Here is a 14,289-nt window from a genome sequence, read left to right as displayed (position 1 = left end):
GTCAGTACGGCTTGACGGCGATGGACGGGGAGTGCAGGTGGGTCTTCTCCTGCCCGTTGCCGACGAACATGTGCACGCCGCACGGCAGACACGGGTCGAAGCTGCGGACCGCACGCATGATGTCGATGCCCTTGAACCGCTCCGGTGGGTTCTCCTCGAAGATCGGGGTGTTCTGGACGGCGTCCTCGTACGGGCCGGGGGTGCCGTAGCTGTCCCGGACGCTGCCGTTCCACGGGGTCGGCGGGTACGGGTGGTAGTTCGCGATCTTGCCGTCCCGGATCACCATGTGGTGCGACAGCACGCCGCGGACCGCCTCGGTGAAGCCGCAGGAGATCGCGTCGTCCGGGACCTTGAACGGTGTCCAGGTCTCGGTCCGGCCGGCCCTGACCTCGGCCATCGCCTTCTCGCAGAAGTGCAGCGCGAGCGCGGCCGCGTAGGCCTGGAAGTAGGTCCGGGCCCGGTTCCGCTCGAGCGCGTTGCTCCACTGCGGGATCTTCCACTCGTACTCCGTGGCCGGCTTCAGCGCCGTCCGCGGGAGCTGGATCTTCACACTGTGACCGGTGGCCTGGATGTAGTCAGTGTTGACCAGACCGGACAGCGCCGTCGACCAGAGTCGCGCGATCGGGCCGCCGCCGGTGTCGAGGGCCAGGTGGTCCTTGCCGTCGAACCAGCGCGGCGACATGGTCCAGCTGTACGCGTTGGAGAAGTCGCGCTTCTGCGGCTTCGGGATCGTGTGCTGGTTCCACGGGTGCCGTACGTCGATCGGGTTGCCGAGCGGGTCGATGTCGACGAACTTCTCGTGCGAGCCATCGGCCCAGTCGTCGTAGTACGAACTGCCGAGCAGGATCCGCAGGCCGACGTTGATGTCGACCAGGCTGTTGGTGACCAGCTTGCCGTCGACGATCACGCCCGGGGTGACGAACATCCGCCGTCCCCACGCCTCCATGTTCTGGTACTTGAAGTCGCAGATCGCCGGGTCGTTCAGGCTGCCCCAGCAGCCGAGCAGGATCCGCCGCTCGCCGACGTGCTCGTAGCCGGGCAGCGCCTCGTAGAAGAAGTCGAACAGGTCGTCGTGCAACGGCACGACCTTCTTCATGAACTCGATGTAGCGCATCAGCCGGGTCAGGTAGTCGGTGAAGAGCTGGATCGTCGCGACCGTGCCCACACCGCCCGGGTAGAGCGTCGACGGGTGGACGTGCCGGCCCTCCATCAGGCAGAACATCTCCCGCGTGTAGCGGCTGACGTGCAGCGCTTCGCGGTAGAAGTCGCCTTCGAGCGGGTTCAGCGAGCGCATGATGTCGCCGATGGTCTTGTACCCGTGGTCGCCGGCGTGCGGCGCCTCGGTCCGGTTCGCCAGCTCCAGTACGCCGGGGTTGGTCTCCTTGACCATCCGCTCGCAGTAGTCCACGCCGACCAGGTTCTCCTGGAAGATGTTGTGGTCGAACATGTACTCGGCGGCCTCGCCCAGGTTGACGATCCACTCGCCCAGGTGCGGCGGCGCGACGCCGTACGCCATGTTCTGCGCGTAGACCGAGCAGGTGGCGTGGTTGTCACCGCAGATCCCGCAGATCCGGCTGGTGATGAAGTGCGCGTCGCGCGGGTCCTTGCCCTTCATGAAGATGCTGTAGCCGCGGAAGATCGAGGACGTGCTGTGACACTCCTCGACGGTCTTCGACTTGAAGTTCACGTTCGCGTAGATGCCCAGGCTGCCGACGATCCGGGTGATCGGGTCCCACGCCATCTCGACGACATCGGGGTTCTTCGAGTCAGTCGTGGCGAGCTTCGGTTCGGTGGTCGTCATGGCACTACCAGACCTTCTCGTAGCCGGTGGTGAGCTCGGAGCCTTTGTGCCGCCACTTGGGTTCCTTGTTGCCGCTGTTGATGGTGTACTTGCGCAGCCGGCGGATCACGGTGCCGTACACCTTGCTCGCGGTGGTGGAGACCTTGCTGCCGGCCGGTTCGTCCATGAACGGCATGAACTTGTCCGGGAAGCCGGGCATCGTGCAGGCGATGCAGATGCCGCCGACGTTCGGGCAGCCGCCGACGCCGTTGATCCAGCCGCGCTTCGGCACGTTGCAGTTGACCACCGGACCCCAGCAGCCCAGCTTCACCAGGCACTTGGGGGAGCCGTACTCCTTGGCGAAGTCGCCCTGCTCGTAGTACCCGGCCCGGTCACAGCCCTCGTGCACGGTCCGGCCGAACAGCCACTGCGGCCGCAGCTCCGCGTCGAGCGGGATCATCGGGGCCTGCCCGGCGACCTGGTAGAGCAGGTAGACGAGCGTCTCGGACAGGTTGTCGGGGTGGATCGGGCAACCTGGCACGCAGACGATCGGCAGACCGGCCTTGGACTTCCAGCTCCAGCCGAGGTAGTCGGGCACTCCCATCGCGCCGGTCGGGTTCCCTGCCATCGCGTGGATCCCGCCGTACGTCGCACAGGTGCCGACGGCAACTACCGCGGTGGCCTTCGGGGCCAGTCGGTCGAGCCACTCGGACGTCTTCATCGGCTGGCCGGTGGCCGGGTTGTTCCCGAAGCCGGCCCAGTAGCCCTCGCCGTCGTGGATCGCCTCGTTCGGGATCGAGCCCTCGACCACCAGCACGAACGGTTCCAGCTCGCCGCGGTCGGCCTTGTGCCACCACTCGATGAAGTTGTCCGCACCGGTCTCCGGCCCGCACTCGAAGTCGATCAGCGGCCAGTGCACCGCGATCTTCGGCAGCCCGGGCAGGGCGCCGAGGACGATCTCCTCGATACTCGGCTGGGTGGCCGCCGTCAGGGCGACCGAATCACCGTCGCAGCTCAACCCGCCGTTCATCCAGAGGATGTGCACGACACCCTCGTCGGTCTCCTGCTGCGCCTGCTCCGGTTCAAGTGTCGTGGACACGACCCAGTCCCTCCCTCGCCGGGAAATTCGGCTCTTTCGACCGTACGACGAGACTGATCAGTCCGACAGACACTTGTGTCAGGTATTAATGGCGGTGTCCGGAAATCCGGGAATCCCCGATTCCAGGACATTCCGGGAGGGCATTTTTAACCAGTGTCGCACCGGTATTCTCGTGCAATGGACGATCCGGGCCGCGAGGTCTTCGTCTCGCCCGTGGTCGTCGTGTCGCAGGTTTTCCCGGCCCGGCCCGGATCGCTGCCGGACGCCGAACAGTTCGTCCGCGAGGCGCTCGAGCCGGTCACGCTGGAGGTGGAGGAGAACCAGGCGCTCTATCAGGCCATCACCACCGCCCTGCTGGCCGCTGCCGGCCCCAAGGACGGCCTGTTCGACGTGACCGTGCGGATCTTCCCCGACGGCGTCGAGGTCGAGGTGCTGCACGGTGCGGGCGCCCGCCGGCCACAGCCGGCCGCGGAGCCGTTCGCCGACTGGTTGAACGGCGTATTGCGTGGTCAGGGGCTGTCCCAGCAGGCGGCCGCGCAGCGGATCGGCGTGTCGGTGCGGACCATCAGCCGCTGGCTGCGCGGTGACACCGAACCGCGGCTGCGGGACCTCCGGAAAGTGCACGAGATCTTCGGGCCGTGATCCCTGGCGCTGATCTCTGGCGCGGGTTTAGTGTCGAATTGTCCGCTGATCGCGGAATTCGACAATCTATTCGCCCGGCGGGGTGAGCAGAACGAACGAGCCGGAACGTGTTCGCAGCCGCGTGCTGGTCACCGGCGTCGTCCAGGGCGTCGGGTTCCGCCCGTTCGTCTACGCCCTGGCCCGCGAGCTCGGGCTGTCCGGTGAGGTCGGCAATACGCCGGCAGGGGTGGTCGCCGAGGTCGAAGGATCGGACGCTGCGGTGGCTGCGTTTGCCCGTCGCGTTCTTAGTGATGCACCTCCGCTGGCGGTGGTCTCGACCGTGACTGAGGAGTATGTGTCGCCGGTCGGCGGGACCGAGTTCGTCATCCTTGACTCGACCGGCGGTCCGGGGCGCACGTTGGTTGCGCCGGATGTCGCGACGTGTGCGGACTGTCTGGCCGAGTTCGCCGATCCGTCCGACCGGCGCTATCGGCATCCGTTCATCAGCTGCACCAACTGCGGTCCACGCTTCACGATCATCACGGGTCTGCCGTACGACCGACCGGCCACGACGATGGCCGGCTTTCCGCTCTGTCCGGACTGCGCCCGTGAGTACGCCGATCCCGACGACCGGAGGTTTCACGCGCAGCCGATCGCGTGTCCCGCCTGCGGCCCTCGGCTCCAACTCGTCCAGCCGGGCCTTGAGACGGAGTACGACGAAGATGCGTTGGCGGTAGCGCATGGGCTGCTCGTCAACGGCGGAATCCTTGCGGTGAAAGGGCTTGGGGGCTTTCACCTCGTCTGTGATGCCGGCGATCAGGCGGTCGTGACCACGCTGCGGAAGCGTAAGGATCGTGGTGATAAGCCCTTCGCCGTGATGGCTGCGGATCTTGACGCCGCCCGGCGGATCGCTTGGATCGATGCGGCCGAGGAGGAGCTGCTGACCGGCATCCAGCACCCGATCGTATTGCTGCGTCGCAAGGCCGGTGCGGCTGTCGCCGAAGCGGTTGCCCCTGGCAACCCTGATCTCGGCGTGATGTTGCCGTACACACCGATCCATCAACTCCTGTTCGATCAGCCTGGCCCGTGTGTGCTGGTGATGACGAGCGGCAACCTGTCCGGCGAGCCAATCGTCACTGATGACGACGAGGCGCTCAGCAGGCTCGTTGGCCTTGCTGATGCCTGGCTCGGTCACGATCGGCCGATCCACGTGCCCTGTGATGACTCCGTCGTACGCATCGTCGACAAGATCGAGCTGCCGGTACGTCGGTCTCGTGGGTACGCACCGTTCCCGATCGACCTGCCTGTCCCGGTCCGGCCGGCACTGGCGGTTGGCGGGGATTTGAAGAACACGTTCTGCCTAGGGGATGGGCAGTATGCCTGGTTGTCCGCACACGTTGGGGATATGGACGACCTGGCCACGCTGGAGGCCTTCGAGCGGGCTGAGCAGCATCTGGAGGAGTTGACCGGGGTCCGGCCGGAGGTGCTCGTGACGGACAAGCATCCGTCGTACCGCTCGCGGCAATGGGCCCAGCTGAATGCGGCCGGTCGGCCGGTGATCGGCGTACAGCATCATCACGCGCACGTCGCGTCGGTGATGGCTGAACACCGTCATCAAGGCGACGTCATCGGCTTTGCCTTTGATGGGACCGGGTACGGCGATGACGGGGCGGTGTGGGGCGGGGAGGTGCTGCTGGCCGACTACGACGGGTTCGAACGGGTCGCGCACCTCAAGTACGTGCCGTTGCCGGGCGGCGATGCCGGCGTACGGAATCCCTGCCGGATGGCGTTGTCGCATCTGTGGGCTGCTGGGTTGGCGTGGGATCCACGCCTGCCGTCGGTACGCGCGTGTGCCAAGGCCGAGCTGCAGTTGCTCTGGGCTCAGTTGGAGCGGGACATCGCTTGTGCGCCGACGTCCAGCATGGGCAGATTGTTCGACGCGGTCTCGTCGCTGGCCGGGGTGTGTCACCGGGCCGGGTACGAGGCGCAGGCCGCGATCGAGTTGGAGGGACTGGCCTCCGAGGATCGAGGGGCTTACGAGTTCGCGATCACGGGGGAGGAGATCGATCCGGCGCCGGTGTTGGCGGGCGTCGTACGGGATGTGCTGGCCGGGGTGGAACCGGGGGTTGTGAGTGCTCGCTTCCACCGGGCCTTGGCTGAAGTCATGGTGACGCTGGCCGAACGGGTCCGCGCCGGCAGAGGTTTGTCCACCGTCGCCCTGTCCGGCGGTGTGTTCGTCAACCGGGTGTTGCTATCGGCAACAACCGCGGCGCTGGCCGCGGCCGGATTCACCGTCCTGCGCCACCGCCGGGTCCCCGCGACCGACGCCGGGCTCGCTCTCGGACAGCTGGCCGTCGCGGCCAGGGTCCGCTCATGAAGGGCCAGAGGGAGGGAACGTCATGTGCCTAGCCGTACCGGGAAAGGTCGTGGAGATCCGGGAGGAGGACGGTACCCGGATGGGACAGGTGGACTTCGGCGGCGTGCTGAAGGACGTCTGTCTGGAATACCTGCCTGACCTGCAGGTGGGTGAGTACACCATCGTGCACGTCGGGTTCGCGTTGCAGCGCCTGGACGAGGAGTCCGCGATGCAGTCGCTCGCGCTGTACCGCAAGCTCGGCGCGCTGGAGGAAGAGTTCGGCGATCAGTGGGGACTGGCCGCGCGGCAGGCCGGCGAGCGGCGACCACCCGGTACCGAATGGGAGGCGGCCAAATGAAGTATCTCGAGGAGTTCAGCGATCCGGTCCTGGCCGGGAAACTGGTCGAGCAGATCCACGCCACCGTGACGAAACCGTGGGCGATGATGGAGGTCTGCGGCGGTCAGACGCACACGATCGTCCGGCACGGCATCGACCAGTTGCTGCCCGACGGCGTCGAGATGATCCACGGGCCGGGCTGCCCGGTCTGCGTTACGCCGCTGGAGATCATCGACAAGGCGCTCGAGATCGCCGCCCAGCCGGACGTGATCTTCTGCTCGTTCGGCGACATGCTGCGGGTGCCCGGCAGCGAGCGCGACCTGTTCCGGATCAAGAGCCAGGGCGGTGACGTCCGGGTGGTCTACTCGCCGCTGGACGCGCTCCGGGTGGCCCAAGAGAACCCGGACAAGCAGGTCGTCTTCTTCGGCATCGGCTTCGAGACCACCGCGCCGCCGAACGCGATGACTGTCTACCAGGCCAAGAAGCTCGGCATCCCGAACTTCAGCCTGCTCGTCTCGCACGTCCGGGTGCCACCGGCGATCGAGGCGATCATGCAGTCACCCAGCTGCCGGGTCCAGGGCTTCCTCGCCGCGGGCCACGTCTGCAGCGTGATGGGTACGACGGAATACCCGGAGCTGGCCGACAAGTACGGCGTACCGATCGTCGTGACCGGGTTCGAACCGCTGGACATCCTGGCCGGAATCCTGCGCACGGTCAGCCAGCTCGAGAAGGGCGAGCACGTCCTCGAGAACGCGTACCAGCGGGCCGTCCGCGACGAGGGCAACCCGGCCGCGATCGCGATGCTGGCCGACGTCTTCGAGACCACCGACCGGGCCTGGCGGGGGATCGGCATGATCCCGCAGAGCGGGTGGCGGTTGTCGGAGCGCTACCGCGAGTACGACGCGGAGTACCGCTTCCAGGTGCAGGACATCACCACGCAGGAGTCGACCGTGTGCCGCAGCGGTGAGGTCCTGCAAGGACTGATCAAGCCGCACGAGTGTTCGGCGTTCGGGACGCTCTGTACGCCGCGCAATCCACTGGGGGCCACGATGGTTTCGAGTGAGGGCGCGTGTGCGGCCTACTACCTCTACCGACGGCTGGAGACGCCTGTCGAGGTGGTGAGCAGCGGTGGCTGAACAAGTCATGGCCCTCAATTTCGAGGAATGGGTCTGTCCGCTGCCGTTGCGCGATCACACCACCATCGTGATGGGCCACGGGGGCGGCGGACAGATGTCGGGGGAGCTGGTCGAGCACCTCTTCATGCCGGCGTTCGCCAACCCGGTGCTCGGCGGTCTGACCGACTCCGCGGTGTTCCAGCTCGGCGGGGCCCGGCTGGCGTTCTCGACCGACTCGTTCGTCGTGCAGCCGTTGTTCTTCCCGGGCGGCAGCATCGGCGACCTGGCCGTGAACGGCACCGTGAACGACCTGGCGATGAGTGGTGCGCAGGCGGCGTACCTGTCCTGTGGATTCATCCTGGAAGAGGGCGTCGAGCTGTCCGTCGTCGGCCGTATCGCGACGGATCTCGGGGCTGCCGCGCAACGTGCCGGAGTGACGATCGCGACCGGTGACACCAAGGTTGTCGACGCGGGTCATGGTGACGGCGTCTACATCAATACCGCCGGGGTCGGCCTGGTCCCGGCCGGCGTCGACATCCGGCCACAGCGCGCGGCCCCGGGTGATGTGGTCATCGTCAGCGGACAGATCGGCGTACACGGGATCGCGATCATGAGTGTGCGGGACGGCATCTCGTTCGGCACCGAGGTGGTCAGCGACTGCGCGCCGTTGAACGGGCTGGTCGCGGCGATGCTCGACGTCTGCACCGACCTGCACGTACTGCGGGACCCGACCCGGGGTGGCGTGGCGACGTCGTTGAACGAGATCGCCAAGTCGGCCGGGGTTGGCGTCGAGCTGATCGAAAGTACCCTGCCGGTGCCAGAGACGGTCGCGAACGCCTGCTCGTTCCTCGGTCTCGATCCGCTGTACGTCGCGAACGAGGGCAAACTGCTCGCGATCGTGGCACCCGATGACGCGGAAGAGGTACTCGCGGCGATGCAGGCGCACCCGCTCGGGGCGGACGCGGCGATCATCGGTTCGTGCGTCGAGGCGCATCCTGGGATGGTCGTCACGAAGACGGCGTTCGGTGCTACCCGGGTAGTGGATACGCCAATTGGGGAGCAGTTGCCCCGGATCTGTTAGCGGGCGTCGAGCCAGGAATGCCAGGCGTCGAGGCCGTCGCCGCGAGTCGCGGAGACGTGCAGCAGTTCGACGTCTGGCTTCAGGCGGCGGATCAGGTCGACGCACAGGTCGACGTCGAAGTCGACGTACGGGAGCAGGTCGATCTTGTTCAGCAGGACGAGGTCGGCGGTGCGGAACATGTACGGGTACTTCGCGGGTTTGTCGGCGCCCTCGGTGACCGAGATGATCACCACCCGGGCCGCCTCGCCGAGGTCGAACAGGGCCGGGCAGACCAGGTTGCCGACGTTCTCGACGAAGACGAGTGAGCCGTCGGGTGGGGCGAGTTCGTTCAGGCCGCGGTCCAGCATCTCCGCGTCCAAGTGACAGCCGGCGCCGGTGTTGATCTGGACGACCTTGCTACCGGTCGCGCGGATCCGCTGGGCGTCGAGCCAGGTCTCCTGATCGCCTTCGACGACAAGGGTTTCGCGCCGGCCGGCCAGGTCGCGGACGGTGCGCTCCAGCAGCGTCGTCTTGCCGGAGCCGGGGGAGCTCATCAGGTTGATCGCGGTGATCGCGTGCTCGGCCAGCCGGTGCCGGGTGGCGGCGGCGAGCAGGTCGTTCTTCGCCAGAATGTCCTGCTCGAGCAGCACGGTCCTGGTCTCGTGCTCATGCTCGTGCGGGTGCTCATGAGGGTGGGCGTGGTCGTGCGGGTGGGCGTGGACCGGTTCCGGTCCGTCGACCAGGGTGACGCGGGTGGTTTCGTCTTCGCCACCGCATCCACAGGTGCTGCACATGTCAACGCACCTCCACCGAGATGATCCGCAGTTCGCGGCCGGCCAGGATGTCGAGATCGGCACTGCCGCAGTCGCACAGCATGATCGGATCGTCGAGCCCGAACTCTCGTCGGCAATCCCGACAGTACGCCCGCCCGGACGGCTCGTCGATGTCCAGCCGGGCCCCCTCGAGCCCGGTGCCCCCGGCCACGATCTCGAAGCAGAACCGGATCGAGTCCGTCACCACCCCCGACAGCCGCCCCACTTCCAGCCGCACCGCCGCCACCGGTCCGTCGCCGATCTTCTCGACGATCGCATCGACGATGCTCTCCGTAATGGCGAGCTCATGCACCCTCCCGACGGTAGGCCTCCCGGCCTTCGGCGTCGAGCGGCTACGGGTCAGGCTCACGCTCCGTCCCAATGACGATGACCAGATAACGCAACTTCGGCGGCGGAGGTCGCATCGTGGGAGGTATGAACAACCTTCTTCTGAAGAAAGCCTCCGCCGTCGCGGGGTCCGCCGTGCTGCTCGGCGTACTGGCGGCAGCGCCGAGCCACGCGGTGGTCACGTCCACGACCGCGGCCTGCTCGATATCCGTCGGCTCGATCAGCGCGGCCGGTGACATCGCCAACACCACGGTCACCGCGTCGTCGCCGATCACGGCGAAGCGGGCGGTCGGTCCGCATATGTTCGCCCCTGGACTCGCGAAGATCGCGTCGACCTGGCGTTCGACGGTCGGCGTCGCGGGCGAGGACACGACGTACGGCGACGTGATCGTGAACGGGACTCTGTACGCCGGCTTCTACGGCCACGACTCGACCGGTAAGCCGACCAGCGGACTGAAGTCGAACGGTGTCGGGTATCAGGGCTACAAGGCGATTGACACTTCGTTCTACGGCGGCAGGACGGTCCGCGGCGCGCAGTACCGGCTCCGTGGCGACGGCGTGCTCTACCGGACCAACCCGGACACCCGTGAGGTGTCGCGGTACACCGGGTACGCCGCGGTCAAGACGATGGCGCTGATCAGCGAGACGGCGACGTACGACACGTTCCTGGCCACGACGAACGGTGGCGCGCTCTACACGATCCACATCCCGGCGAACATCAAGCTCGCGCCGGTGGTCAAGAAGGTCCGCACCTCGACCTGGCAGAGCTTCGAGTTCCTGGTCGCGGAGAAGTGCGGCACCCAGAGCACGTTGCTGACGGCAATCGACAAGAACACCGGTTCGGCCTATCTGTACGCCGTTGGTCACGCCAACGGAGCCGCGACCGTCATCAAGGGTCTGGGCAAGGTCCCCGGCAACTTCAGCGACCCGGTCTACTACCTGCACACCGGCGAAGGAAACCCGCCGCTGTTCGGCGAGTGATCACTGCGTAACCGCACATGACAGCGCCCCGTCGAGCATGCTCGCCGGGGCCCTGTGGGTTTGATCAGAAGTCGCCGGTTTTAGAAGTCGCCGCCGCCGAAGTCGAAACCTCCGCCGTCGCCGCCTCCGCCGTCGAAGGGGTTGAAGTCGCCTCCGCCGTCGCCACCGCCGCCGTCGCCGCCACCATCTCCGCCGCCGCCGTCACCGCCGCCGTCGCCGCCACCATCTCCGCCGCCGCCGTCACCGCCGTCGCCGTAGTCACCGCCGCCGTCGCCGTAGCCGCCTCCGTAGTCGCCGTACCCGCCGCCGGAGAACATGCCGCCGAGCGCCGTGCCGATGAACATGCCGGTCAGCACACCGCCGACGCCACCGAACAGACCCTGCGCGTACGGCGAGTAGGCCGGACCGGCCTCCCAGTACGGCACGCGCTGCGGGCCGACCATGACCTTGCGGACGTCCGGCTCGGCGCCGGCGCGGACCCGCTCGGCGTCGGCCGCACAGGCCGGCACCTCACGCGGGGCGCCGCCGGGCGGCGACCACAGCACGTCGACCACGGACGGGCCGTGCTGCGGGTTGAAGAAGCAGGCCGGCCGGCGCTGCGGCAGCGGCTCGCCGTTGACCCGGGCCTTCACGCAGGCCGCGGCGTACCGGCCGTCCTCGAGGATCTCGACGACGTGCTTGATCTGGTCCGCCTGCGTGACCTGGCCGATCGCCTGCTTGGCGGACTCGTAGGAGTCCAGCGCGCGCTGGTAGTCCTGCCGCGCACCCTCGCCGAGGTCCTTGCCGACCATCTCCAGGTCGAGGTCCTGCAGCTCCTCGCCGAACCGGGTGATGTCCTCGTCGGCAGTCCGCTTCACCGCCTCCACCTCGGCGGCGGTGATCTGGTGCTGCTGCTTGGTCTGCAGCTGGGTCCGACGGTACGAGCGGTACGCCAGGACCGCGATCACCACGACAGCGATGATCAGGATGTATTCCATGTCGGGCCTCTCTCGGGGGCTTTACGCAGAGCCTACCGAACCCCTCAAGACACCGACGCCACGCAGGGTGACGCAATCCCCGGGAAACGCTCACCGACCGCGCATAATCGGTGACACCGCCCAGCGCCCGTCGTACTCCGCCGGAAGGCTGGCTCATGCGCAGGACTGCCCGACTACTCCCTCTCGTGCTGACCGCGGCCACCCTGATCCCCCTGCAGCACAACGAATCCGACCCTTCGTACCAGGAGATCCCGCTCGACGGTCCGACCGTCCAGGCCCGTACCAAACCGTTCGGTATGGTCGCCGTCACCTGGCCCGAAGGTGTACCGAACGTCACCGCGAAGGTTCGCGTAGAGCGTGACGGCAAGTGGACCGACTGGGAATCGTTATCGGTCGAGGACGAACACGGCCCAGATCCATTGGTGCCCGAAGGAATTGAGCGTGGTGGCACCGAACCGTTGTGGGTCGGTAATGCCACTGGGGTGCAGGCCAGCGCCGCGACCAGCGCTGGTACGACGATTGCCGGCGCGAAGGTCGTCCTGATCCAGCCGGGTGTGCTCGCGTCAGATGCCTCGGACGACGACGCGGCTGGCGTTGTGGAGCCGGCTGCGTCGAGGGCGCCGTACCCGATGCCGTTGATGGTGAGCCGGAAACGGTGGGGTGCCGACGAGCGGCTCCGCAGTCACAACGGGGCCGCTTGCACGCGACCGAAGTACACGACGACCGTGCTGGCCGCGTTCGTCCATCACACCGCGGATCGCAACGACTACACGCGGACGCAGGTCCCGGCGATGGTGCGGGCGATGTACGCGTACCACGTGAAGAGTCGCGGCTGGTGCGACCTCGGCTACAACTTCCTCGTCGACCGCTTCGGCCGGGTCTTCGAGGGCAGGTACGGCGGTGCGCAGTGGCCGGTCCTCGGTGCGCACACGGCCTCGTTCAACTCGAACTCGTTCGGGGTCGCGCTGATCGGCAACTTCGAAAAGGCCGCGCCACCACAGGCGATGCTGGAGTCCACGGCCCGCGTGCTCGCATGGAAGCTGGACGCCAACTATCGGTCGCCGTTGGCAACGATCACACTGGACGGCAGCCGCCTGCACACCGTCTCCGGACACCGCGACACCAAGGCGACCGCGTGCCCGGGGACCCAGCTGTACAACAAACTCGGTTGGCTGAAGCAACGAGTCAACACGTTGATGAGCGGCAGTTTCTCGACGCCGATCTATCAGTACGCGCGGAAGCTCGGCTTCCGGAACATCGGCCAGCCGTTCTGGGGTGAGCATCGGACCCGGACCGGCTGGGCGACGTACTTCGCCACGCGCGACGTCTTCTACTCCGTTGCCAGCGGCACTCATTCCACCGCCGGCGCGTTCAGGACCCGCTTCCGCCGGCTCGGCGCGGGCAGTGCGCGGCTCGGGTTGCCGGTCACCGATGCCTACCGAGTGTCGGGCGGTTCCCGGCAGAAGTTCCAGCGCGGCTGGCTCGTCTGGGACCGCCGCAGTCGTCAGGTCCATCTTGTCTACGGGAGAGCAGTATGAGGAAACGTGCGATCGCGGCAGTTGTCCTGTCGTCGGCAGTGATCAGCGCGACCGCGCAGGCCCGCGAGATCCAGCCCACCGCGTCGGCGCCCGATACGACGATCGTCGGTCGCGGATTCGGGCACGGTCGCGGGTTGTCGCAGTACGGCGCGCAGGGTGCGGCGCTGGCCGGGAAGTCCGTGAAGCAGATCCTGGACTTCTACTACCCGGGTACGACGGCCGGGAAGGCGACCGGCAGCATCCGGGTCCGGGTCAGCGCCGACACCACCGACGGCGTGCGGGTCGGTGCGGTCAACAAGCTCGCCGTCCGGTCCTTTGCCACCGGCAAGGTCTACGTGTTGCCCAAGGCATCGACCCGGAGCCAGTGGTCGATCGACCCGAACGGCGAGCACGGGACGAAGCTCAGCTCGTACGACACGAAGACGAAGAAGTGGACGCTATACAAGACATTCACCGGCATGGCCCAGTTCGAAGGAGCCGTGGTGATCGGGCTGGTCCTGCCGAGTGGCGCCGTACGACGGTATCGCGGTGCACTGCGGGCGATCGACGTCTCCGGCACGCATCTGGACACGGTCAACGTCGTACCGCTGGAGTACTACCTGAGTGGCGTCGTACCGCGGGAAGCCGTGTCCAGTTGGAAGCCGGCCGCGTTGCAGGCGCAGGCCGTTGCCGCGCGCACCTATTCGGTCTATCACCGGGATCGCGCGACCCGGAAGGCGTACGACCTGTGCGATACGACGTCGTGCCAGGTGTACGGCGGGTATGACTCGGAGGAGACGTCGACGAACAACGCGGTCGCGGCGACCGCCGGACAGATCCGGTTGTACAAGGGGAAGCCGATCATCGCCGAGTTCTCGTCCTCGAACGGCGGGGCGACGGTGGCGGGTGAGGTGCCGTACCAGCTGATGAAGGCGGACGGCTGGGACGGCTACCCGAAGAACGGGAACCCGAACGTGACGTGGAGCGTGAGGCGGTCGGCGGCGGACATGCAGGCGACCTTCGACGTCGGTTCGATCCGGTACGTGCGCGTGCTGAAGCGGACCGGCGTCGGTCCGGGCGGCGGGCGGGCGCTGACGATCGAGGCGGTCGGGTCGAAGGGGAAGCGGGTGCTGACCGCGGACCAGGTGCGGTCCCGGCTGCATCTGCGGTCCGGCTGGATCAGCTTCCCGGTCAAGCCACTTGATATGCCAACTACTGCTGCGGAACTGCCTGCGCGCTGAACCATTGACGGGGTGTCCATGGGCCGGTTAGAACGTGACATCGAT

Annotated in this window: 13 protein-coding genes; 8 read left to right on the top strand and 5 right to left on the bottom strand. The window is 67.1% G+C overall.

Annotated elements, in window-relative coordinates:
• Position 1: 1 nt before the first annotated feature.
• Both EV650_RS33390 and EV650_RS33385 read right to left on the bottom strand, forming a co-directional pair.
• Positions 2 to 1,801: a nickel-dependent hydrogenase large subunit gene (locus EV650_RS33390; RefSeq protein ID WP_134123146.1), complete on the bottom strand. Its 1,800-nt coding sequence runs from the start codon at positions 1,799 to 1,801 to the stop codon at positions 2 to 4.
• 4 nt (positions 1,802 to 1,805) lie between these two features.
• The gene (locus EV650_RS33385; RefSeq protein WP_202875154.1) at positions 1,806 to 2,879 is read right to left on the bottom strand and encodes an NADH-quinone oxidoreductase subunit B family protein; all 1,074 of its coding nucleotides are present in this window, start codon (positions 2,877 to 2,879) and stop codon (positions 1,806 to 1,808) included.
• 177 nt (positions 2,880 to 3,056) lie between these two features.
• On the opposite strand from EV650_RS33385, the gene EV650_RS33380 reads away from it, so the two are divergent.
• The 5 genes from EV650_RS33380 to hypE all read left to right on the top strand — a co-directional run bounded on the left by EV650_RS33380 (position 3,057) and on the right by hypE (position 8,389).
• Positions 3,057 to 3,521: a helix-turn-helix domain-containing protein gene (locus EV650_RS33380; protein WP_134123145.1), complete on the top strand. Its 465-nt coding sequence runs from the start codon at positions 3,057 to 3,059 to the stop codon at positions 3,519 to 3,521.
• A gap of 82 nt (positions 3,522 to 3,603) precedes the next feature.
• Positions 3,604 to 5,877, top strand: a complete 2,274-nt coding sequence (gene hypF, locus EV650_RS33375; protein ID WP_202875152.1) for a carbamoyltransferase HypF — start codon at positions 3,604 to 3,606, stop codon at positions 5,875 to 5,877.
• A 22-nt stretch (positions 5,878 to 5,899) separates the two neighbouring features.
• A complete protein-coding gene (locus EV650_RS33370; RefSeq protein WP_134123144.1) occupies positions 5,900 to 6,214 on the top strand; it encodes a HypC/HybG/HupF family hydrogenase formation chaperone in 315 nt (104 codons plus the stop codon).
• Complete coding sequence (gene hypD / locus EV650_RS33365) at positions 6,211 to 7,329, top strand: hydrogenase formation protein HypD (RefSeq protein WP_134123143.1); 1,119 nt, start codon at positions 6,211 to 6,213, stop codon at positions 7,327 to 7,329. Before EV650_RS33370 ends, hypD begins: the two co-directional genes overlap by 4 nt.
• Positions 7,322 to 8,389 carry a hydrogenase expression/formation protein HypE gene (gene hypE / locus EV650_RS33360; RefSeq protein WP_238174642.1) on the top strand — a complete coding sequence of 356 codons (1,068 nt, stop codon included), beginning with the start codon at positions 7,322 to 7,324 and terminating at the stop codon, positions 8,387 to 8,389. Before hypD ends, hypE begins: the two co-directional genes overlap by 8 nt.
• Here hypE and hypB read toward each other — a convergent pair.
• Positions 8,386 to 9,162, bottom strand: a complete 777-nt coding sequence (hypB, locus tag EV650_RS33355) for a hydrogenase nickel incorporation protein HypB (protein ID WP_134123142.1) — start codon at positions 9,160 to 9,162, stop codon at positions 8,386 to 8,388. The two genes, hypE and hypB, sit on opposite strands and share 4 nt — an antisense overlap.
• A 1-nt stretch (position 9,163) precedes the next feature.
• Positions 9,164 to 9,493 carry a hydrogenase maturation nickel metallochaperone HypA/HybF gene (locus EV650_RS33350; protein WP_134123141.1) on the bottom strand — a complete coding sequence of 110 codons (330 nt, stop codon included), beginning with the start codon at positions 9,491 to 9,493 and terminating at the stop codon, positions 9,164 to 9,166.
• 122 nt (positions 9,494 to 9,615) lie between these two features.
• Between EV650_RS33350 and EV650_RS33345 the strand changes: the two genes are divergently transcribed.
• Positions 9,616 to 10,509, top strand: a complete 894-nt coding sequence (locus EV650_RS33345; RefSeq protein WP_238174641.1) for a hypothetical protein — start codon at positions 9,616 to 9,618, stop codon at positions 10,507 to 10,509.
• A gap of 80 nt (positions 10,510 to 10,589) precedes the next feature.
• Here EV650_RS33345 and EV650_RS40535 read toward each other — a convergent pair whose 3' ends face one another.
• The gene (locus tag EV650_RS40535) at positions 10,590 to 11,486 is read right to left on the bottom strand and encodes a hypothetical protein (protein ID WP_166678370.1); all 897 of its coding nucleotides are present in this window, start codon (positions 11,484 to 11,486) and stop codon (positions 10,590 to 10,592) included.
• 155 nt (positions 11,487 to 11,641) lie between these two features.
• Between EV650_RS40535 and EV650_RS33335 the strand changes: the two genes are divergently transcribed.
• A complete protein-coding gene (locus tag EV650_RS33335) occupies positions 11,642 to 13,024 on the top strand; it encodes a peptidoglycan recognition protein family protein (RefSeq protein ID WP_134123140.1) in 1,383 nt (460 codons plus the stop codon).
• Positions 13,021 to 14,244, top strand: a complete 1,224-nt coding sequence (locus tag EV650_RS33330) for a SpoIID/LytB domain-containing protein (protein WP_134123139.1) — start codon at positions 13,021 to 13,023, stop codon at positions 14,242 to 14,244. The genes EV650_RS33335 and EV650_RS33330 overlap by 4 nt, the downstream gene beginning before the upstream one ends.
• Positions 14,245 to 14,289 lie beyond the last annotated feature (45 nt).

This window comes from Kribbella kalugense, assembly GCF_004365875.1.
GTDB lineage: Bacteria > Actinomycetota > Actinomycetes > Propionibacteriales > Kribbellaceae > Kribbella > Kribbella kalugense.
The sequence above is the reverse complement of the archived record's forward strand: the minus strand, read 5'-3'. Positions and strand labels throughout refer to the sequence as shown.